Annotated in this window: 17 protein-coding genes and 1 pseudogene; 15 read left to right on the forward strand and 3 right to left on the reverse strand. The window is 71.7% G+C overall.

The window, feature by feature from the left end; genetic code table 11:
• Positions 1-449, reverse strand: a pseudogene (locus tag ACWDX7_RS17795) (hypothetical protein); the annotation flags it as partial.
• A 163-nt stretch (positions 450-612) separates the two neighbouring features.
• Here ACWDX7_RS17795 and ACWDX7_RS17800 point away from each other — a divergent pair.
• The 3 genes from ACWDX7_RS17800 to ACWDX7_RS17810 all read left to right on the forward strand — a co-directional run bounded on the left by ACWDX7_RS17800 (position 613) and on the right by ACWDX7_RS17810 (position 3,026).
• Positions 613-1,368 (forward strand): GOLPH3/VPS74 family protein, encoded by a 756-nt coding sequence (locus tag ACWDX7_RS17800; RefSeq protein WP_451491000.1) that lies wholly within the window; start codon positions 613-615, stop codon positions 1,366-1,368.
• Positions 1,369-1,683: 315 nt separating this feature from the next.
• The gene (locus ACWDX7_RS17805) at positions 1,684-2,571 is read left to right on the forward strand and encodes a helix-turn-helix domain-containing protein (protein WP_451491001.1); all 888 of its coding nucleotides are present in this window, start codon (positions 1,684-1,686) and stop codon (positions 2,569-2,571) included.
• Positions 2,572-2,810: 239 nt separating this feature from the next.
• A complete protein-coding gene (locus ACWDX7_RS17810; RefSeq protein ID WP_451491002.1) occupies positions 2,811-3,026 on the forward strand; it encodes a DUF397 domain-containing protein in 216 nt (71 codons plus the stop codon).
• A 213-nt stretch (positions 3,027-3,239) separates the two neighbouring features.
• On the opposite strand, the gene ACWDX7_RS17815 is transcribed toward ACWDX7_RS17810, so the two are convergent.
• Entirely contained in the window at positions 3,240-4,127 is an 888-nt protein-coding gene (locus ACWDX7_RS17815) for a hypothetical protein (RefSeq protein ID WP_451491003.1), read from the reverse strand.
• A 152-nt stretch (positions 4,128-4,279) separates the two neighbouring features.
• On the opposite strand from ACWDX7_RS17815, the gene ACWDX7_RS17820 reads away from it, so the two are divergent.
• The 7 genes from ACWDX7_RS17820 to ACWDX7_RS17850 all read left to right on the forward strand — a co-directional run bounded on the left by ACWDX7_RS17820 (position 4,280) and on the right by ACWDX7_RS17850 (position 12,199).
• Positions 4,280-5,479 carry an aminotransferase-like domain-containing protein gene (locus ACWDX7_RS17820; protein ID WP_451491004.1) on the forward strand — a complete coding sequence of 400 codons (1,200 nt, stop codon included), beginning with the start codon at positions 4,280-4,282 and terminating at the stop codon, positions 5,477-5,479.
• A gap of 137 nt (positions 5,480-5,616) precedes the next feature.
• Positions 5,617-6,282: an SDR family oxidoreductase gene (locus ACWDX7_RS17825; RefSeq protein ID WP_451491005.1), complete on the forward strand. Its 666-nt coding sequence runs from the start codon at positions 5,617-5,619 to the stop codon at positions 6,280-6,282.
• 39 nt (positions 6,283-6,321) lie between these two features.
• Complete coding sequence (locus tag ACWDX7_RS17830) at positions 6,322-8,928, forward strand: bifunctional FO biosynthesis protein CofGH (RefSeq protein ID WP_451491006.1); 2,607 nt, start codon at positions 6,322-6,324, stop codon at positions 8,926-8,928.
• A 176-nt stretch (positions 8,929-9,104) separates the two neighbouring features.
• On the forward strand, positions 9,105-10,343 hold the full coding sequence (locus ACWDX7_RS17835) for an ADP-ribosylglycohydrolase family protein (protein ID WP_451491007.1): 1,239 nt from the start codon (positions 9,105-9,107) through the stop codon (positions 10,341-10,343).
• Between the two features lie 391 nt (positions 10,344-10,734).
• Complete coding sequence (locus ACWDX7_RS17840; protein ID WP_451491008.1) at positions 10,735-11,595, forward strand: TIGR03619 family F420-dependent LLM class oxidoreductase; 861 nt, start codon at positions 10,735-10,737, stop codon at positions 11,593-11,595.
• A gap of 41 nt (positions 11,596-11,636) precedes the next feature.
• Complete coding sequence (locus ACWDX7_RS17845) at positions 11,637-11,918, forward strand: type II toxin-antitoxin system Phd/YefM family antitoxin (RefSeq protein ID WP_451491009.1); 282 nt, start codon at positions 11,637-11,639, stop codon at positions 11,916-11,918.
• On the forward strand, positions 11,915-12,199 hold the full coding sequence (locus tag ACWDX7_RS17850) for a type II toxin-antitoxin system RelE family toxin (protein ID WP_451491010.1): 285 nt from the start codon (positions 11,915-11,917) through the stop codon (positions 12,197-12,199). The genes ACWDX7_RS17845 and ACWDX7_RS17850 overlap by 4 nt, the downstream gene beginning before the upstream one ends.
• On the opposite strand, the gene ACWDX7_RS17855 is transcribed toward ACWDX7_RS17850, so the two are convergent.
• Entirely contained in the window at positions 12,147-12,668 is a 522-nt protein-coding gene (locus ACWDX7_RS17855) for an ATP-binding protein (RefSeq protein WP_451491011.1), read from the reverse strand. The genes ACWDX7_RS17850 and ACWDX7_RS17855 overlap by 53 nt on opposite strands.
• A 126-nt stretch (positions 12,669-12,794) precedes the next feature.
• Here ACWDX7_RS17855 and ACWDX7_RS17860 point away from each other — a divergent pair, with 126 nt between their 5' ends.
• The 5 genes from ACWDX7_RS17860 to ACWDX7_RS17880 all read left to right on the forward strand — a co-directional run bounded on the left by ACWDX7_RS17860 (position 12,795) and on the right by ACWDX7_RS17880 (position 21,152).
• Positions 12,795-13,631: a helix-turn-helix domain-containing protein gene (locus ACWDX7_RS17860; RefSeq protein WP_451491012.1), complete on the forward strand. Its 837-nt coding sequence runs from the start codon at positions 12,795-12,797 to the stop codon at positions 13,629-13,631.
• A complete protein-coding gene (locus ACWDX7_RS17865) occupies positions 13,628-13,936 on the forward strand; it encodes a DUF397 domain-containing protein (protein ID WP_451491013.1) in 309 nt (102 codons plus the stop codon). Before ACWDX7_RS17860 ends, ACWDX7_RS17865 begins: the two co-directional genes overlap by 4 nt.
• Positions 13,937-14,724: 788 nt before the next feature.
• Complete coding sequence (locus ACWDX7_RS17870) at positions 14,725-17,067, forward strand: tetratricopeptide repeat protein (protein ID WP_451491014.1); 2,343 nt, start codon at positions 14,725-14,727, stop codon at positions 17,065-17,067.
• Positions 17,068-17,118: 51 nt separating this feature from the next.
• The gene (locus ACWDX7_RS17875) at positions 17,119-19,035 is read left to right on the forward strand and encodes an MFS transporter (protein ID WP_451491015.1); all 1,917 of its coding nucleotides are present in this window, start codon (positions 17,119-17,121) and stop codon (positions 19,033-19,035) included.
• On the forward strand, positions 19,032-21,152 hold the full coding sequence (locus ACWDX7_RS17880; RefSeq protein WP_451491016.1) for a prolyl oligopeptidase family serine peptidase: 2,121 nt from the start codon (positions 19,032-19,034) through the stop codon (positions 21,150-21,152). Before ACWDX7_RS17875 ends, ACWDX7_RS17880 begins: the two co-directional genes overlap by 4 nt.
• Positions 21,153-21,223: the final 71 nt, after the last annotated feature.

Below are 21,223 nucleotides of genomic sequence, written 5' to 3' on the forward strand. Positions count from 1 at the left end.
CCCGCGGAAGCGGAATCCCGACCCGCCCCACCCGCGGCAGCCGAACCCGCACCCGGCACCCCACCGGCGGCAGCCGGATCCGCGTCCGCCGCGGCGGAATCCTCGCGTGCCTCAGCGGCGGCAGCCGCATCGGCAGGCGGCTTCGCCGGGGTGGCATCGTCGGGCCGGGGCGGTGGGGTGGGGGCCGGGCGCTCGTCGGGGGCCGGGGAGGCGTCGGCCGTGGCGACCCAGGCCGCCACCGCCTCCCGCAGGGGATCCCGCTGCGCGGAGTCGGACTTCGGGTCCGGCTCGGCGGTGGGTCCGCCTGAGCCGTGCTCAGGATCCCTCGGCCGGAACACCGAAAGCCTGGGATCGCGCTCCGCGGAAGACTCCGCCGCCCCCGGCGCTGCTTCATCTACCGACTTGTCGGGGGACTCGCCCGCCACCAGTTCCTCCTCGATCGCCACCACGTCCGGCTGTCCGAATGTCTAACAGTGTCCCGTCTAGGGGGCATCGCCCCCGTGCTAGACGAGAACGACATAGCTGCGGGTTCCCCCACAAAGCGGCCAGGCGCTCTCGACAGATGAATGTGAGAGGCGTCACCCTGTCACTCATCCACGCGGGGAGGCATGGATGGGCAGGAGCCGCAGAACAATTCCGGAGGAGCTTCTGCTGCTCGCTTTGGACCCGGCCACGGGTACCACGGCGCAGCCGCAGTCGCTCGACCTCGGCCTGGCCGGGGCACAGCTAGTGGAGCTGGCTCTGGCAGGACGGATAGCCCCTGACGGGGATCGTATCGCCGTGGTGATGCCACGGCCGACAGGAGATCCGACATTGGACTCCGCACTGGAACTGCTGCGCAGGCGCGGCAGCCCGGTACGGGCCGTCCACTGGATCGGCGGACCCCGCCTGGGCCTCCGCCAGATTTACCTCGCCCACCTGGAGCGTTGCGGCATGGTTCATGCCGTTGCGGGACAGATGTGCGGGGTGCTGCCGACGACTCGCTACCAGGCGACGGACACGGCGATCAGCCGGGAGATCCGTGCCCGGCTGGACACCGCGATCCGCACCGGCGTACCGCCGGACCCGCGGACCGCGGCGCTTGCCGCCCTGGCCCACGCGGTCGGGCTCGGCAAGCACTTGTACCCCGGCAACGAGGGGCGTTCGTCCAGGTCCCGGCTGCGGGACCTGATCCGGCACGACCCGATGGGCGGTCTCGTGGCGCATGCCGTGATGGACGTCCAGAACGGCGTGGGTGCACAGCCACGCCGTGACCGGGCCCCCGTACCGCCCACCGCCCGGGCCACAGCCGCGCCCACCGCCACGGCAAGCGGTATTCCGCTACAGCCGCGCCGGACCGGTGCGATGGCCCGCGCGGCCGCACACTGACCGACCCGCACGACCCGCACGACCCGTACCGACCGCAACACCCAGCACCACAGCACGGTCCACCGCAGCACAGTTCACCGCACCGCAGCACAGTTCACCGCTCCACAGCAACGCCACCACCGCAACCGACGTCCGCAATGACCCGGTTCGGGAGCCGCCAGCGCGCGGGGTGGCGGGGCCGGTTCGCCGGTCTCGCCACCCCGCGCGTCTGTTTTCCCGGCCGTTCCCGAGCGGTGGCGCGTCCTTCGGTGGCAGTCTGCTCATCATCAAGCACGCAGAGAGACAGAAACAAAAGAAGGCGGAGGTGCCGTTCACGTGGCGTCCAATGTCAATCCCACCGTCCGACGCCGCCGACTGGGCATGGAGTTGCGCAAGCTCCGCGAGGACAAAGGCATGACGGCCGAGCAGGTCGCCGAACGCCTGCTGGTCTCCCAGTCGAAGATCAGCCGACTGGAGAACGGCCGGCGTTCCATCAGCCAGCGCGATGTCCGCGACCTGTGCGACGTGTACGAGGTCGAGGACCGCCGGCTCGTGGAATCCCTCATGCAGATGGCCAAGGATTCCCGCCAGCAGGGCTGGTGGCACGCCTTCGGCGACATCCCGTACAGCGTCTACATCGGCTTGGAGACGGACGCCGCCAGCCTGCGCACGTACGAGCCGCAAATGGTGCCGGGGCTGCTCCAGACCCCCGAGTACGCCCACGCCCTCATCCGCGGCGCACAGCCCGAGACGGCGGCGGCCGATGTGGACAAGCGGGTGCAGGTCCGGATGCACCGCCAGAAGCGGCTGTCGGAGACGGACAACAACAACGCCGAAGTCGGTCCGCTGCGCCTGTGGGCGGTCATCGACGAGGCGGCGCTGCGCCGGCACGTGGGCAACCCGAAGTTGATGATCCAGCAGCTGGAGTACCTGATAGAGCAGTCCGAGCAGCCCTACATCACCGTGCAGGTGATGCCTTTCTCGATGGGCGCGCACCCCGGCGTGAACGGCCAGTACTCCATTCTGGAATTCCCGGACGCCTCCGACTCGACCGTCGTCTACATCGAGGGCGTAACGAGCGATTTGTACCTGGAGAAGGCGAACGATGTTCAGAAATACAGTGTGATGTACGAGCATCTGCGCGCCCAGGCGCTCAACGTCGACCAGACCCGGCAGTTCATCGCCGAGATCATCGCCGGCTACGCGGCCCAGGACGACCGGTAAGCGGAGAGGCCCAGGGGTCGGATAAGCGGCGAGAACGGGGCAGTCGGCGAGGAGGGGCCGGTACGGTACACCGCCGCCCCCCGACCGCAGAAGGCCTGAATGGAATATGCCACTCGGTCGGGTGAATGAGTCCGTCACCCGTCGGGAGGTGCGGGTAGCGTCGATCACGTCGGCCGGAAAAGGCAATTGGGGCCGACGTCTCACCCCCACCCGCACCACTCGTTGAACCGGAGAGAAACATGGCTATTCGTCAGGGCGCTACGGAAAACTGGACCAAGTCCTCCTACTCCGGCCCCAACGGTGCCTGCGTCGAGGTCAAGTCCCCTGCTGTGGAAGCCATCGCGGTGCGCGACTCGAAGGTGCAGGACGGTCCGTCCCTCACCTTCGCGCCGGGCTCCTGGACCTCGTTCGTCGCCGATGTCGTCACCGAGGGCGGGCTGGGACGCCTCGTCTGAACGTCACCATGCGCACCCCCGACCGACCCACCTGCACAGCCGCTCAACCCGCACCACCAGTACGACCCGCACCACACGCACCACCAGCACCACCAGCACCACACGCACCACTGACTGGAGCCCTCTCGACCGGCCCGCCGTCTTGGCCGAGGGGGCTCGGCCATGTCCGCTGCCACCGGCCGCCCGCGCCGCCCGGGCCGCCCGCGCCCCGCGTCACCGCAGCTGGTCGACGTACCGATCCGTCCCCGGAACCGTCGGAACGAACGGCGCCACCAGCTCCACCCGCCCCATCCCCGCCTCCGCCACCTCCGCGTCCAGCCCCTCGAACCGCCCCCAGCAGCCCCGCGGGCGCTCCTCCAGGAACCAGAGCAGCGTGAGCCGGGTGTCGACCCCCTCCACCTGTTTGACGTACGTCATCCGGTCCCCGGGCAGCGGCGTCGGCCGGAAGACCGTCACCATCGCGGCGGGCGAGCCGTGGAGCCGCTTCGGCAGGGCGCGCGAGCGCAGCCATGCGAGGAGTTCCGCCCGCTGCCGCGGCCCGTCGGCGTCGATGACCTGGAGGACGAGCCCCGCGTACGGGTGGTCGAGCGCGTGGAAGTCCCGCGGGCCGGCGGCTCCGTCGCGGTAGACCGTGGCCTCGTGGTCCTGGAAGGCCGTGAAGACGTGGGTGCGGTCCTGGTGGACCCGGCCGTCCCGGTTGAGGCGCTGGTTGATGGCGACGGTCCACCTCATGTGTTCGTCGTAGCGCCCCTCGGTCACCCAGTACGTCGACAGGTAGCACCCGGCGGTCACCGGCTGGGCGACGGCCGACTTCTCCGGGTAGCGCAGTTCCTGGAGTGGGCGGGTGGCCACCCAGCGGCGGCCGGCGTACATCCACGGCATGGCCATCGCGCCGGCGTAGTAGTGGTCGTCCTCGTACCAGCGGTTGTAGGCGTACTCGTGACCCGGGTGCGGTTCCACCATGGTGATCAGCGCATGGCCCGGCCGGACGCCGTACGGACCGACGGCCGCCAGGGCGGCGTAGTCAGCCGCCCGGGTGTCCTGCCCCCGCCGCTCCCCGTGATCCACGGGCTCCCGCCGCTCCTGCTCTCCTGTCGTCATGGGTACGGTCTAGCTGATCCAGCGTCAGTTAACGAGAGACAGGGGCCAGTCGGCGCGGCTCCGGTGGCGGCCGTCCACGACCTGACATATACGTGTCGTCTGCACTTTTCTGTGGTTAGGATGCGCGCACCCACCTCCCCGAGGAGCTCCCCGTGCCCGCTGCCGCCGTCCTCACGTCGCCACCGCCCGCGTTCGCCGCCCGCGCCGAGGGGGTCGCAAGCTCCCCCGTACGCGAGATCCTCGCCCTCACCGAGCGCCCCGGCCTGATCTCCTTCGCCGGCGGACTGCCCGCGCCGGAGCTCTTCGACACCGAGGGGCTGCGGGCCGCGTACGACGCCGCCTTCGCCGTGTCGGCGCGCCGGGCGCTCCAGTACTCGACCACCGAAGGCGCGCCGGAACTGCGCGCGGCGATAGCGGCCCGGGCGGCGGCCCGCTCCCTGCCGACTTCCGCGGACGACGTGCTGATCACCTCGGGTTCGCAGCAGGCCCTCACGCTCATCACGGCCGCCCTGGTCGAGCCCGGGGACGTGGTCCTGGTCGAGAACCCGACGTACCTCGCGGCCCTGCAGTGCTTCGGGCTCGCCGGAGCCCGGGTCGTGGCCGTGCCGTGCGACGAGGAGGGCATCATTCCCGACGCCCTCGCCGACCTCGTGGCGCGGGAACGCCCCAAGCTGCTGTACTCGGTCCCCACCTTCCAGAACCCGACCGGGCGCACCCTGCCGGCCGAGCGCCGGGCGGCGGTGGCGGACATCGCGGCGCGCCTCGGGCTGTGGCTCGTGGAGGACGACCCCTACGGAGACCTCCGCTACGAGGGGTGCGAGGTCCCCTGGCTCGCCGCCCACCCGGGAGCGGAGGACCGTACGGCCCTGCTCGGCAGCTTCTCCAAGGTCATGGCGCCCGGGCTGCGGCTCGGCTGGCTCCGGGCGCCGGCTGCGCTGCGCCGAGCCGCGGTCGTCGCGAAGCAGGCGGCCGACCTGCACACCTCCACGGTGGACCAGCTGGCCGCCGCGCACTACCTCGGCGCGGTGGATCTGGACGCCCACATCGCCAAGGTCCGCACCGCGTACCGGGCGCGCCGGGACGCCCTGCTCGCGGGCCTGGGCGAGGCCCTCCCGCCGGGCTCCTCCTGGAACCGCCCGGAGGGCGGCATGTTCGTCTGGGCCCGCCTCCCGGAGGGCCACGACGCGACGGCCCTCCTCCCTTCGGCGATCGCCCAGGGTGTGGCCTTCGTCCCGGGAGCCCCCTTCTTCACGGGCAGCCCGGATCCGCGCACCCTGCGCCTCTCCTTCACCACGCACACCCCGCAGGACATCACGGAGGGCCTGGCCCGACTGCGCCGCGCGGCCACCTGAGAACGCCCGCCACCCCCGGCCCCGCCCCTCCCCTTCACAAGCCGACCCCCCTCCCCTACCCTGGCCCGCTTGAGCACCATACCTGACGGGCCGTCAGCCAGCACGGCCCACCCACCCTCCCCCGGAGGCCCGCCACCATGCCGCTGCTGCGAGGCAAGACCGTCATCGTCTCCGGCGTCGGCGCCGGTCTCGGGCACCAGGTCGCCGCCGCCGTCGTGCGGGACGGCGGGAACGCCGTTCTCGGTGCGCAGCGGTTCGGGAGGATCGACGCGGTCGTGCACGTGGCCGTCTGGGACTCCGCCTTCGGCGGACTCGAAGACGCCGACTTCGGGACCTGGCAGCAGGTCATCGACGTCAATCTGCTCGGCACCCTGCGGATGACGCGCGCCTGCCTGCCCGCCCTCAAGGCGGCCGGCGGCGGCTCCGTCGTCATCATCGGAACCCAGTCCTCCATCTCCCCGCCCTCCGAGGTCCAACAGGCCGCCTACGCCGCCTCCAAGGGCGCCCTGACCTCCGCCATGTACTCCATGGCCCGCGAACTGGGCCCGCACCGCATCCGCGTCAACACCGTGCTGCCCGGCTGGATGTGGGGCCCGCCGGTCCAGGCCTTCGTCACCTTCACCGCCCACAGCGAGGGCGTCCCCGAAGCCGAGGTCCACGCCCGCCTCACCGAGCGCATGGCGCTGCCCGACCTCGCGACCGACGGCGATGTCGCGAACGCCGCCGTCTTCCTCGCCTCCGACCGGGCGCGGGCGATAACCGGCCAGTCCCTGCTGGTCAATGCCGGTGAGCTGATGCGATGAGCCGGCCGTGCGCCGACCGCGGGATCGTATGCTCACCGCATGACCACTCCGAGTGACGCTCCGACCGAAAACGCGATGCGCCGCGCGCTCCGGCGGGCCCGCGACGGCGTCGCGCTCGACGCGACCGAGGCGGCCGTACTCCTCCAGGCGCGCGGTGAAGCCCTGCGGGACCTCTCCGCCTCCGCCGCCCGCGTCCGGGACGCCGGCCTCGCCGCCGCCGGCCGCCCCGGCGTCATCACGTACTCGCGCAAGGTCTTCATCCCCCTCACCCGCCTCTGCCGCGACAAGTGCCACTACTGCACCTTCGTCACCGTCCCCGGCAAGCTCCGCCGCGAGGGCCACGGGATGTACCTGTCCCCCGACGAGGTCCTCGACATCGCCCGCCGGGGCGCCGCGATGGGCTGCAAGGAAGCCCTGTTCACGCTCGGCGACCGGCCCGAGGACCGCTGGCCGGAGGCCCGGGAGTGGCTGGACGCGCACGGCTACGACGACACCCTCGCCTACGTACGGGCCATGGCGATCCGCGTCCTGGAGGAGACGGGCCTGCTCCCCCACCTCAACCCCGGGGTCATGACCTGGTCCGACCTCCAGCGCCTCAAGCCCGTCGCGCCGTCCATGGGCATGATGCTGGAGACCACCGCCACCCGCCTGTGGTCCGAGCCCGGCGGCCCCCACCACGGCTCCCCCGACAAGGAGCCGGCCGTACGGCTGCGCGTACTGGAGGACGCCGGCCGCTCCAACGTGCCCTTCACCACCGGTGTCCTCATCGGCATCGGCGAGTCCTACGAGGAGCGCGCGGACGCCTTCTTCCAGCTGCGCCGGATCCAGCGCGGCTACCACGGCATCCAGGAGGTCATCGTCCAGAACTTCCGCGCCAAGCCGGACACCGCGATGCGCGGCATGCCGGACGCGGAGTTGGAGGAGCTGGCCGCCGCCGTCGCCGTCGCCCGGCACATCCTGGGCCCCGGTGCCCGGATCCAGGCGCCGCCGAATCTGGTGGACGCCGAGTACGCGCTGCTGATCGGCGCGGGCATCGACGACTGGGGCGGCGTCTCACCGCTCACCCCCGACCACGTCAACCCCGAACGTCCCTGGCCGCACATCGAGGAGCTGGCCGCGCGCACCGCCGCCGCCGGTTTCCAGCTGCGCGAACGCCTGACCGTCTACCCGGAGTTCCTCCAGCGCGGCGAGCCCTGGCTGGACCCCCGGCTGCTGCCGCACGTACGGGCGCTGGCCGACGCGGAGAGCGGGCTCGCGGACGAGGGTGCGAGCGTCGAGGGCAGGCCCTGGCAGGAGCCGGACGAGGGTTTCACCGCGTACGGGCGGACCGATCTGCACGCCACCATCGACACCGAGGGCCGCACCGGCGACCGGCGTGACGACTTCGACCACGTCTACGGCGACTGGGAGGCCCTGCGCGAGAGTGTGGCGGCCGACCGGCTGCGGGAAGGCGCCGCGCCGCAGCGCATCGGCACGGACGTACGCACCGCCCTCGCGCAAGCCGCCGACGACCCGACCGCCCTCACGGACGCGCAGGCGCTGGAGCTGCTGCACGCGGACGGGCCGGCGCTGGACGCGCTGTGCCGCGTCGCGGACGACCTGCGCAAGTCGGTGGTGGGCGAGGAGGTCACGTACATCGTCACGCGGAACATCAACTTCACCAACGTCTGCTACACCGGCTGCCGCTTCTGCGCCTTCGCGCAGCGCCGCACGGACGCCGACGCGTACACGCTCTCCCTGGACCAGGTCGCGGACCGCGCCGCCCAGGCGTGGGAGCTCGGCGCGGTCGAGGTGTGCATGCAGGGCGGCATCCACCCGGACCTGCCCGGGACGGCGTACTTCGACATCGCGCGGGCGGTGAAGGAGCGGGTCCCCGGCATGCACGTGCACGCCTTCTCGCCGATGGAGGTCATCAACGGCGCGACGCGCACCGGGATGTCCGTACGGGACTGGCTGACGGCGGCCAAGGAGGCCGGGCTCGACTCCATTCCCGGTACGGCCGCGGAGATCCTGGACGACGAGGTCCGCTGGATCCTCACCAAGGGCAAGCTCCCGGCGGCGGACTGGATCGACGTGGTCACCACCGCGCACGAACTGGGCATCCGCTCCTCGTCCACGATGATGTACGGGCATGTGGACCAGCCCCGGCACTGGCTCGGCCACTTCCGCACGCTGGCCCGGATCCAGCAGGCCGCGCGGGCGAAGGACGTGGCGGGCTTCACGGAGTTCGTGACGCTGCCGTTCATCCACACCAACGCGCCCGTGTACCTCGCGGGCATCGCCCGGCCCGGCCCGACGGTCCGCGACAACCGGGCCGTGACGGCGATGGCCCGGATCCTGCTCCATCCGCACATCACCAACATCCAGACCAGCTGGGTGAAACTGGGCGCGGAGGGCGCGGCCGAGATGCTGCGGTCGGGGGCGAACGACCTGGGCGGCACCCTGATGGAGGAGACCATCTCGCGGATGGCGGGGTCGAGTTACGGCTCGTACAAGTCGGTACGGGACCTGATCGCGGTCGCGGAGGCCGCCGGGCGGCCCGCGAAGGCCCGTACGACGCTGTACGGCAAGGTGCCGCGGGAGCGCCAGGAGGCGGCCCGCGCTTCGGACGGGCACCTGCCGGAGCTGCTTCCCGTGCTGGACTGACGAGCGCGGGGCTCTGGGGGCGGGCGCGCGCGCGGGCGGGCGCGGGCAGGCAGGCGGGCGGGCGGGCGGTCCGGAACGTGTTCGTTTTCCGGCCCATCCCGGCGGATCCGCGCGTTCTCCGTTCGCACCCGTCCACTACAGTGCGCGCCAAAGGCGGCGGGGGGAACAGCATGGACATGACGGGTACGACGGCGGCCGCCACGGGCACCGGGCCCGCCCCGGGGCAAGGCGGCCCCCCGGCCCAGCCGGTGGCCGCGGCGGGCACCGGGCCAGCCGCCGGGCGGGCGGTGGCCACCTGGCTGTGGGGGCGCGTCGAGCAGCAGGACTTCCGCAGCCGGGTCCGGGGGACCCTCCTCGGCTCCGCCCTCGGGGACGCCCTCGGCGCGCCCCTGGCCGCCCTCTCCCTCGACCGCATCCGCGAGACCCACGGCCCGGACGGCCTGACCGCGCCCGCGCCGGCCCCCGCGTTCGGCCGCCGGGGCGCGGTCACCGCCTCCACCCAGCTCACCCTCTTCACCGCGGACGGCCTGATACGGGCCCACGTACGCCGGGACACCGGCGCCTGGCACCCGCCCACCGACGTCCACCGCGCGTACCTGCGCTGGGCCGCCACCCAGAGCGACTGGGGTCCCGACGAGCGCCGCGAGGACAACGGCTGGCTGGCGCAACAGGAGTGGCTCTACGACCGCCGCGCACCCGGCCGGGCCTGCCTGACCGGTTTCGGCGACGCGATCCTCGGCACCCTCGACCAGCCCAAGAACCCCGCCGCCCGGGACGCGGGCGCCGCCGCCCGCTCGGCGCCCTTCGGGCTGCTGGTCGGCTGGGAGCCGGCCCTCGTGTTCCAACTCGCCGTCGAATGCGCCGCGCAGAGCCACGGGCACCCCACCGCGTACCTCTCCGCGGGGGCCTTCGCCGTCATCGTCCACGGCCTGACGCGCGGCGACACCCTGGATGCCGCCGTGCGGCCCGCCCTCGCCCTGCTCGGCGCCCGCCCGGCCCACCAGCCCGTCACGGACGCCCTGCTGCGCGCCCTGTCGGCCGTCACCCGAGGGGCACCCGGGCCCGCGGCGGTAGAGGCCCTGGCCGCGAGCGACGACCCCGCCGACCGCTCCGCCGAGGACACCCTCGCCGTGGCCCTGTACTGCGCCCTCGTGGCCGAGGACGTCCCGCACGGCCTGCGCCTCGCCGTCAACCACAGCGGCGACTCCGCCGCCGCCGGCGCCCTGTGCGGGGCCCTGCTGGGCGCCCTGCACGGCGAGACGGCCCTCCCGGCCGCCTGGCTCGCGGACCTCGAAGGCCGCGCCACGCTGCTGGAACTCTCCGACGACTTCGCCCTGGAAATGACCCAGTCCCCCTCCCTCCACACCCCCACCACGGCCTCCCCGGGCTGGCTCTCCCGCTACCCGCGCGGCTAGGCCCTGTCCTCCGTGTGATCTCCGCGGGCCCGCGCTGCCTGGCACGGCGCCTCCCTGCGTTGTCGGAGCGCGCGAGTACAGCCACGTACGAGCTGCGCCCCTCCGCCTTGCGATGCACCGCACCGGACAACGCGACCTGATCCACGAAGACCGCCCGGACAGGACCTCGGCCCTGTCCGGGCGCCTCCTCACGGGGCTGGGGGATTCGCCCGGCTCGTAACCGAAGCCGGCATCGGAGCGGGGCGACGGTGACGGCGCCATCCGGGGCGCGGGCGACGGCTGCGGGGGGGGGCGGAATGCGACACGACGGCACCGTCATGGCGACGCCCCCTGCCCGCCTCCGGCCGGAGGCCGTAGCGTGGCGGTCCCCACGTATCGGAGGTGCCGGACCATGCGGATCGCCACGACCGTCTTCCTCACCGACCGCACCCTGTCCCCGGTCCGTATGGCCCGCGCCCTCGAAGAGCGCGGGTTCTCCGGCCTCTACCTGCCCGAGCACACCCACATCCCGGCCAGCCGCGACACGCCCGCCCCCATGGGCGGCGAGCTCCCCGAGATGTACGGGCGCACCCTGGACCCCTTCGTGGCCCTCGGCCAGGCCGCCGCCGTGACCGAACGGCTGCACCTGGGCACCGGCGTCACCCTGGTCGCCCAGCACGACCCGATCGGCCTCGCCAAGCGGATCGCCACCCTGGACCACCTTTCCACCGGACGCCTCACCTTCGGCATCGGCTACGGCTGGAACGTCGAGGAGGCCGCCGATCACGGCGTCGAGTGGAGCACCCGCCGGGAACTGGTCCGCGACCGGCTGGCGTTGATGCGCGCGCTGTGGGCGCCCGAGCCGACCGCGTACGTGGGCCAGTACTGCTCCGTCCGGGCCAGCGCCGCCTACCCGAAGCCGGTCCAGGCCCCGCGCGAGCTCGCCTCGGGCGTCCCCCAGTACGGCCCCCGCACCCTCATCGGCGGCGCGGCCGGCCCGAAGCTCTTCACGGCCATCGCCGACCACGCCGACGGCTGGCTCCCGATCGGCGGTCGCGGCCTGTCCGAGTCCCTCCCGGTCCTGCGCCAGGTCTGGGAGACGGCGGGCCGCGACCCGAAATCCCTCCAGGTGGTCCCGTACGGGGTCCACCCCAGCCCCGGCAAGCTGGCCCACTTCGCCGACCTCGGCATCGAGGAGGTCGTCCTCCAGCTCCCCTCGGGGCCGGAACCGGAGGTCCTGCGCACCCTGGACGACTTCGCGCAGTATCTATGAGCCCCGAGGCGGCTCTCATGTACAGCTGGTACATCTATGACATGAGTGAGCCTGTGATCGAGTCCATGGCTGAAGTACGCAACCACCTCGCGGACGCTATAGACCGCGCCCACCGCGACGGAGTGCCCACGATCATCACGCGTCGCGGCAAGCAGGAGGCCGTCGTGATCGACATCGACGAGTACCAACGGCTTCGCCGCCTCGCCGACGACGCCGAGGATGCATGGCTGAACAAACTTGCCGACGAAGCCGAGAGCGAGGGCATCGAGGGCTCCGTATCGCTTGAGGAAATGGCCGCCATGCTTCGCGACCAGCAGGCATGACGGTGGGATACGTCACTCGGTTCACCTCCCACGCACAGCGCGACCTGCTGAAGGTCCCCCGCCCCGACGCAGTGCGGATCCTCCATCGGCTCACCGAACTGCGGAAGGCACTGACGGCTGGAGAAACGGCTGCGTGCGACATCAAGGCCGTGCGGAGCCATGCGTCGCGCTGGCGCATCCGCATCGGCGACTACCGCGTGATCTACACCGTCGAGGACGGGCAGCTCATCATCTGGGTCCTGACAGCGGGGCACCGGCGGGAGGTGTACCGGGACCGCTGAGGCCTACCGTCGCCCGAGACGGCGCCCCGCCCGGCGCGCCCGGGCGGCGGGTCGAGAGCTCGGCCCAGACCGTTTTGCCGATCAGGCGGTCCGTGACACCCCAGCCCACGGCGATTCCCTCCACGATCCGGAGCCCGTAGCCCGCCTCGGCCTGGTACTCCTGCGGCCGCACCGCGGGCCGGCGGTCGCGGCGGGCGTCGGACACCTCCACCCGCAGGACGCCCTCCAGCAGGGTCAGTTTGAGCTCGAAGTCCCGGCCGGGAACCCGGCCGTGGGTCACCGCGTTGGCGACGAGCTCGGCCACGAGGAGCCCCGCGTCGGCGGAGAGCGCTGTGGATTCGGGGATGCCCCAGTCGTCCAGCTCGACCAGGGTCAGCTGCCGGGCGAGGCGGGCCCCGCGCGGAGTGCAGCTGAAACGCTGTGTGAACATGCGTACGAGGACGGGCCCGGGGCGTGAGGGTGCAGTCATGGTGACAACGTCCCGGCTGAGCAGGCGAGTTCCCAGCACCGCGACCGCTACTCACAAACTGTACGAGTCCACGCTCTGGACAGTAGTGGTCACCGTCCGTAAGCATGTCCGCGGGAGGTGACCGCGATGGCACATGCCGATGAGAGCGGTGACGGTGAGGTCGAGCCGGACAACGACCTGAGGAACTTCGGCAAGACGGTGAAGGCCTCACGCAAGCGGGCCGGGCTGACCCAGGAGCAGCTGGCTTCCGAGGTCCGCTACTCGGTGCAGTACATCGGCTCGGTGGAACAGGGCCGCCGCCATCCGTCCACGAAGTTCGTGGACCGGGCGGAGGTGTCGCTCGACGCGTACGGGGTCATCCGCATCGCGGCGAAGGAGCTGACCAAGCGGCGGGGGCTGGCGAAGTGGTTCAGGCGGTGGGCCGAGCTGGAGGAGACGGCGATCACCCTCAATACCTACGAGTGCCGGTCGATACCGGGACTGTTACAGACCGAGGCCTACGCCCGGGCTCAGATCGAACACGTTCCGCCGCTGCCTACGCCGGAGGAGGCGGAGGCACGCATCGCCTTCCGCCTGTCCCGCCAGGCACTTCTGCGCAAGACGCCCTTCACCGCCTTCAGTTTCATCATCGAGCAGTCGGTCATCGAGCGGCAGACAGGTGGGCCGGAAGTAACCCGAGAGCTGATCGATCACCTGCTGGAATGTGCCCACTGCCCAAACGTCGACCTTCAGATCATGCCAACGGTCAGCCCGGAGCACGCGGGTACCGATGGTCCCTTTCGTCTCCTTGAGTCCGAAGAGCATGAGTGGCTCGGGTACACCGAGGGACAGCAGTCGGGTCAAGTGATCTCAAGCCCAAAAGACGTCAGCCTCCTCCACCAGCGGTATGCCAAACTTCGCATTCAGGCCCTCAATCCTGCGGACACCGTGGGCCTGTTGATGCGAATGCGAGGATCCCTGTGAACAGCTCCCAGCTACGGTGGTTCAAGAGCAGTTACAGCGGCAGCCAGGGCGATGACTGCGTCGAAGTCGCCCTTTCCTGGCGCAAGTCCACCTACAGCAGCGGTGACGGCGACAACTGCGTCGAGGTCGCCCTCCCCTGGCACAAGTCCACCTACAGCGGCAGCGAGGGTGACTGCTGCGTCGAGGTCGCCGCCTGCCCCGACATCATCCACATCCGGGACTCCAAGGTGACGGCCGGGCCCGAGCTGGCCGTGGCCTCCGCCAGCTGGACCGCCTTCCTGGGCGGAGTCACCAGCGGACGCTGACCTGAAGCAAACCATCAGCTTCAAGCCATAGTTGGCGCGGCGCCGACCGGCGCCCGCCCCCGGACGGAGACGGCAGCCGCCCTCATCCGGCAGGGCGTGCGCTTCGGCGTGCGCCCCGGTCCGGCCCCCGCGCGACCACCCGGGGCGGCCGGCGCCGCGCCGGGGCCCCTCGTCGCGCCCGCGCTGCCCGCTCAGCCGCCGCCCGGCCGAACACATGACCGGCAGTCGCCCGTGAGTCCACCGGCCGGCCGCCACCCGTACGCCGCCCCCTCCCGCCCACCAGCGCATGTATGCGCAGCGTGAGAGAACCGTGCCACCGGTTCGTATACAAAACGGGGGCCGCTTTGGCGGTCATTACATCCCGGAATTGGCCCACCCATTGGCGCACCCACGCCCTCTGCCGGGGTCGAAACCGGCAGAAGACCCGCGCTCCGCCACCGGGATGATCTTCACCTAGTGCTTTCGCACCATGCGCGCCTCTTCCCCACCCGTACCGATCCGGCCAGGACCGCAAACGCCAAGCCACATGCCCCAGGGCGTCCTTGACGCCAACAAGTGGGCCCCACCATGCTGTTGACGTCCGAAATCCAGGACACAGAGCTTCACTTTCCAAAGAAAAGGGGTGACGAAAAATGAAGGTCAAGGTTGCCGAGAAGCAGGACACCGTGCGCACCACCACGCCTTACGTCGCCGGCTAAGGCGATGACGAGTGGGGGGTCCGTTCATTCGGGCCCCCCACTCCCTTCGGTGAGACACATTGCGAACATTGCGACACGGGAGATTCCGGCATGACCGCTCTTTATTCGCGCGTGCGCCCCGCCCTCTTCGCGGAGCTCGACCATGCAAGCAGCCGACTGGATTCCGGGGACCCGCAGGGCCCGGTATTCCTTCTGGTCACCTCACCGGACGGCGGCGGCAAGGCGGACACCGTACGCGCCTGGCTCGACTCCGAGCGGGGCGGACGGCAGGGACCCGTGATCGTGGGGAACGGTGACCGGCTGGCCCACGGCTACCTGGCCGGTCTCCAGCCGCTCGTGGACCACGCGATCGCGGTCGCGGAGGCGGACGCCCCGGAGTTGGTGACGGCCGCCGAGCAGTCCCTCAAGCGGATCTTCCCGGACCTGGAATCCCCCGCCTTCCGCGTGCCGAAGGACCTCACGGGCGTCGCGAGCCGGGACGAGCGGACCCGTTTCTACTTCCACGAGTACCAGGGCAAGCTGCTCAACGGCGTGTACGAGTTCCTCGAAGCCTTCCTCGGCTCCGCCGACCGGCCGCCCTACACCCTGGTCATCGACAACGCCGAGCGCCTGTCGCCGACGGTGACGCAGTTCCTCGACATCGTCGCCCGCCGCCGGAGCCTGTGCCGCCGGCTGACGATCGTGCTCCTGGTCAACGGGGAACCGGACGTCGCCCTCGCGGAGCAGGGCGTCCAGGTCGCCCTGCCGCCGCTGACCAGGCGCGAAGCGCGGGAGCTGATCGAGGGCTGGGGGTTCGCGCCCCTGGCGCCCAAGCAGCTCGACACCATGTGGCGGCTCTCGCAGGGCAGGCCCGCCCGGCTCGCGGCGCTGATGCGCTGCGCCGACGCGAAGGTGTCGCTGCCCGACTACCTGACCTTCGAGACGCACCTGGACCTCTACCTCAGCCTGCTCGGCGAGCGGCCCCGGCACGACCTGCTGGAGCGGTACGTACGGGCCCACTGCGCGGACGACGACCCGGTGGCGGTGCGCAACTACGAGACCTACGACGCGGGCGTCAAGGAGCGCGTCCACCGCGAGGTGCTCGCCGGCCTCGCCGGTACGCCCGAGGAGGTCTTCCACCCGGTCCACCACCTGGCCCTGCCGACGGCTTCGGACCGGATGGTGGCGCTGGCGCCGCTGTCCATCTCCCTCCAGGAGATCGGGCTGTACGACACCTGGTTCGACCTGTTCTCCCGCTTCTGGGCCGACCCGCAGCTGCGCACCCTCCCCGGCGGCGGGCAGACGCACAACCTGGTCTATCTGCGCATGTCCTTCGTGCTGTACTCGCTGGGCCTCGCGCACGTGTCCATTCCCTATCTGGACACCTTCTACCAGCATTTCCCGCAGAGCCTCTACACGCCCACGGTGCTGTATTCGCAGAGCATGGCGCACGGCCGCTACCAGTCGCCGCCCGACCTCGTCACCGCCGAGCGGTTCGCCCTGCTGAACCTGGAGAAGCTCGGCACCGAATTCCAGGACCACCCCAAGTTCGAGTACATCAAGGTCTTCGCCGAAAACGCCCTGGCCTACATCCGGGCCCGGCAGGGGCGGATGGACGAGGCGCTCAAACTCTGCACCGAGGGCATGGACCGGATGCAGAAGATTTACGGAGACGAGAAGTACGCACTCCACCAGTCGATCCTCGTCTACAACACCGCGCAGATCTACGAAATGGTCAAGGACTTCCCGAAGGCCTACGAGACCTACCAGCGGACCATAGCCCTCGACCCGAACTACGGGGAATACGCGAACGACCTGGCCAACATGCTCCAGCGCACCGGCCAATTCGATGAGGCGCTGGAATACTACGAGCGGGCCATCGCCCTGTGCCCGCCCTACTACGAAGCGCATCTCAACCGCGCCCGGCTCCATCTGCAAAGGGGCGATTCGGCAGCCGCCGAGCAGGACTTCCGGCGTGTGGTGGAGCTCAAGCCGGGCGAGGCGCGGGCGCACCTGGGGCTCGGGACGCTGCGGCTCAAGCAGGGCCGGGCGGCCGAGGCGCTGGCCAGCCTGGACGCCGCCGTCTACCACGACCCGAAGAACGCACAGGCGTGGAGCAACCGGGGCCTGGCCTTGTCCGAGCTCGGGCGCGCCGAGGAGGCGGAGGAGAGTCTGCGCACCGCGGTGGCCCGCAGTCCGAAGCTGACCGAGGCCTGGAACAACCTCGCCCACGTGCTCCACGCGAGCGGGCGCCCCCAGGAGTCCCTGACCTGCCTCGACAGCGCCGTCGCCCTGTCCGACGACCCGGACTACGTCTACAACCGGGCGGTGCTGCGCCTCGAACTGGCCGATGTGGACGGCGCCTCGGCCGACATCGAGCTCGCCGCCGAGCGGGGCGCCGACACCGCGGAGCTGGACGACCTGCGCGCCCAACTGGCCGAGGCGCGCGGCTGAACCGCTCGATCCGCTCGTACGCCGAGCATCCACAAGGAGCAGGAGCACCTCGTGCCACCCACTGAGCGCCGCGGCAGCGCCGAGCGCCGTTCCCTCCGTTCGCTGCTGGCGGCGTACGCCGTGAGCCAGTTCGGCAACTGGCTGTTCCGCACGGGCGTCGTCTACTACGCCTACAACCAGAGCCACGGCTCGACCGCGCTGCTCACCACGGCGATCGTGCTCGTATACCTGCCGATCCTGTTCGGCTCGCGGCTGCTGGCTCCGCTGGCCGACCGCTACGAGACCCGGCGGATGCTGATCGGGCTGGACGCGCTGCGCGCCGTGGTGCTCGCGGTGCTCCTCGCCGCGGTGTGGGGCGGGATCGGCTTCGTCTCCGCCGCCACCATCGGCGTGATGGGCTTCCTCTCCCTGCTGACGCCCTTCTTCACCGCCTCGCAGACGGCCTACCTGCGGCGGGTCCTGCCCACCGACCGGATGCCTTCGGCACTGGCCGCGGTGTCGAAGGTCGACTGGTCGATGTTCATCCTGGGCACCGCGGCCGCGCCCGTGATGCTCCAGGTCAGCAACCTGCCCGTGCTGATCTCCCTGGACATCGCCAGCTTCGTGGTCTCCGGGCTGCTGCTGATCCGGCTGGTCCCCGCGCCCGCCCCACGGGACGACCGGCCGGGGGGCACGGCGGCGGGCTCCGGGAAGCCGCGGCTGACCGCGAGCAGCAAGTGGCTGCTGGGCAGCGTCTTCGCGCTGAACGCCGGCGCGGGGATCATCAACGTCTACCCGAACGTCGTCGCCCGGGACTTCCTGGGCGGCGGCGCCGTGTGGCTGAGCGTGATCAACCTGGCCAACGGGGCCGGGGCGGTGCTCGGCGCCACCCTCGCGGCGCGGCTGCGCAAACAGCGGGGACTGCGTCCGGGGGTGCTCGCCGCGCTGGCCGTGGCCGCGTCCCTGGTGTGCATGACCTCGGTGACGACGGCCTGGGTGGCGGTCCTGGCCAGCTCCACCATGCTGATGGCGGGGCAGGTGTTCGCGGTGGTCTTCCAGGCCCGCATCCTGGAGAACGAACCGGTGGCGGTGGCCGGCCGGGTGTCCGGCCTCTTCACGCTCGGGACCTTCGCCGGCGTGACGCTCAGCATCCTGCTGTTCATGGGGATCACCAGCATCGGCCCGCTGCGCGGCTCCTTCACCGTGCTGCTGCTCATCGCCGCGGCCTCGGCGCTGGTGTCGGCCTGGATCGGGCACGCCGCCGCCCGCCGTCACGGGGTCACGGCGCCGGTGCCGTCCGCGCCGGAGGGCCTCGACGGCGACCGCGGCCATCAGTCGGACACCGGCCCGGAGCGGGAGGCCGAGCGAGGGCCGGACCCCGAGTTGGACGCCGAGGCGGTCGCCCTGCTGGTGCGGCAGGCCGGGCGGGCCTTCGCGACCGGGGTCACCGTCGCGTCGACCGTCAACGCCGGCGTCCCGCACGCCACCACGGTCAACTCCTTCACCACCGTCTCCCTCGACCCGGCGCTCGTACTGATCTGCGTCGCGCACGGCTCGCACCTCGCCTCGCTGATCACCGAGGGCTCCCCCCTGGGGATCACCGTCCTGTCGGCGCGGCAGCGGGACACCGCCGTGTACTTCGCCCGCGGTGACCGCCCGGTGGGCGAGACCCAGTTCGAGGGGCACCCGTGGCGCCCCGGCAAGGAGACCGGCGCGCCCCTGCTGGAGGCGGGCGCCGCATGGCTGGAATGCCGGGTGCAGACGCTCCTGCCCGCCGGGGACCACAAGATCGTGCTGGCCCGCGTCCTGGCCTTCACCCCGTCGGAGGAGACCGGGGACGGACCCCTGGTCTTCTTCGGCGGCGCGTTCCACGCCCTGGGCGACTCACCGACCCTCCCGACTGCCTCGACCGCCCCGCCGGTGGCGGCTGTCCCGCCCGCCCCGCCCGTCCCGCCGGTTGCGGCCGGCCTGCAGAAAGCGGACCAATGAGCGACCCGACGAGCCGGCCGGCGAGCGACCCGACGTACGACCCGACGAGCGGCCTGCCGGACTTCCCCTATCCGGCCGCGCGCCGCGATCCACGGCAGGACAAGCTCCACGGCCACGTGGTGGAGGACCCCTACCGCTGGCTGGAGGATTCCGGCAGCGAGGAGACCCGGCGCTGGACGGCCGGCCAGCGCGAGGTGTGCGACCGCGTCCTGGCCGGGCTGCCCGGACGCGCCGGCCTGCGCGAGCGTGTCGCCGAACTGCTGGGAACGGGCAGCGTGGGCGCTCCCGTATGGCGGGGGCAGCGGCAGTTCTTCACCCGCCGCCTGCCCGGCGAGGAGCGCGCGGTCCTGCTGACGGTGGACCCCTCCGGAGAAGAACGCGTCCTCCTCGATCCGATGCGCCTGGACCCCTCCGGCGCCACCACCCTCGACTCCTGGCATCCGGACGTGGAGGGCCGCCGCCTCGCCTACAAGACCTCCCGGGGCGGGACCGAGGAGTCCCACCTGCACGTCCTGGACGTCGCGAGCGGCGCCCTGCTGGAAGGACCGATCCCCCGCACCCGGCATTCGGCCATCGCCTGGCTTCCGGGCGGCGACGCCTACTACTACGTCCGGCTGCTGCCCGGCTCCGGGCCGGGCCGGCGGGTCTACCTGCACCGGGTGGGCTGCGATCCGGAGCTGGAGGACGTCGAGGTCTTCGGCGCGGGCATGCCCGACACCACCGACTTCGGCATGCTCGTCAGCCGCGACGGGCGCTGGCTGAGCCTGGGCGCCTCCCGGGGCACCGAGAACCGCAGCGACCTGTGGCTCGGCGACCTGGCGGAGGGCGGGCCCGAGGCGCCGTGGTTCCAGCCGGTGCAGGTCGGCGTCGACGCCGACACCGGCCTCTACATGTGGCGCGACGGCCGGGCGTACCTCTTCACGGACCGCGACGCCCCGCGCTCACGCCTGTGCGTCGCCTCCCCCGCCGACCTCTCGTACGGGGCCTGGCGCGACCTGGTGCCCGAGGACCCCGAGGCGGTCCTGACCGACTTCGCCATCCTGGACGGCCCCGAACTGGTCCGGCCGCGCCTCCTGGTGGGCTGGACGCGGCACGCCGTCAACGAGGTCACCGTCCACGACCTGGAGACCGGCGCCCGGCTCGGCACCGTCCCGACACCGGGCGTCGGATCGCTCGGCGGCCTCTTCGAACGGCCGGAGGGCGGCCACGAGGCGTGGTTCTCCTACACCGACAGCACCTCGCCGGGCTCGATCCTGCGCTACGACGCCCGCCACGGCACCACCGAGGTCTGGGCGCCGGCCCCGGGCATGGTGCCGGTCCCGGAGGTGCGGAGCTCCCAGGTCAGCTACCGCTCCACCGACGGAACGACCGTACGCATGCTGGTGGTCGAGCCGCTGGGCCGCACCGGGCCGCGTCCCACCATCCTCTTCGGCTACGGGGGCTTCGGCTCCTCGCAGGTCCCCGCCTATGATCCGTCGGTGCTGGCCTGGGTGGAGGCCGGCGGCGTCTACGTCGTGGCCAACCTGCGCGGGGGCGGCGAAGAGGGCGAGGAATGGCACCGCGCCGGGATGCGCGAGCACAAGCAGCAGGTCTTCGACGACTTCCACCGCGCGGCCGAAACGCTGATCGAGGGCGGCTGGACCACCCCCGAGCGGCTCGGCATCTACGGGGGCTCCAACGGCGGGCTGCTCGTGGGCGCCGCGCTGACCCAGCGGCCCGACCTCTACCGGGCGGTGGTGTGCGAGGCACCGCTGCTGGACATGGTCAGGTACGAGCACTTCGGGATGGGGAGCCTGTGGTCCGCCGAGTACGGATCGGCGGACGAGCCCGAGGAGCTCGGCTGGCTCCTGGGGTACTCGCCCTACCACCACGTACGGGAAGGGACCGACTATCCGGCCGTGCTGTTCACCGTCTCGGAGAACGACGCCCGGGTCGATCCGATGCACGCCCGCAAGATGTGCGCGGCGCTCCAGCACGCCACCGGCGGCCGGGCGCCGGTCCTGCTGCGCGCCGAGGCCGAGGCGGGGCACAAGGGCCGCTCGATGAGCAGGGTCGCCGCGCTCGCCGCCGACACCCTGGCCTTCCTCGCCTGGCGGACGGGCCTGCCCCTGCCCTGACGGAGACCAGCCGAGCCAGCCGGACAGCCGCGACAGCCGCGACAGCAAGCAAGCCAGCCATGAGGGATCGC

This window comes from Streptomyces sp. NPDC003034 (assembly GCF_053591375.1).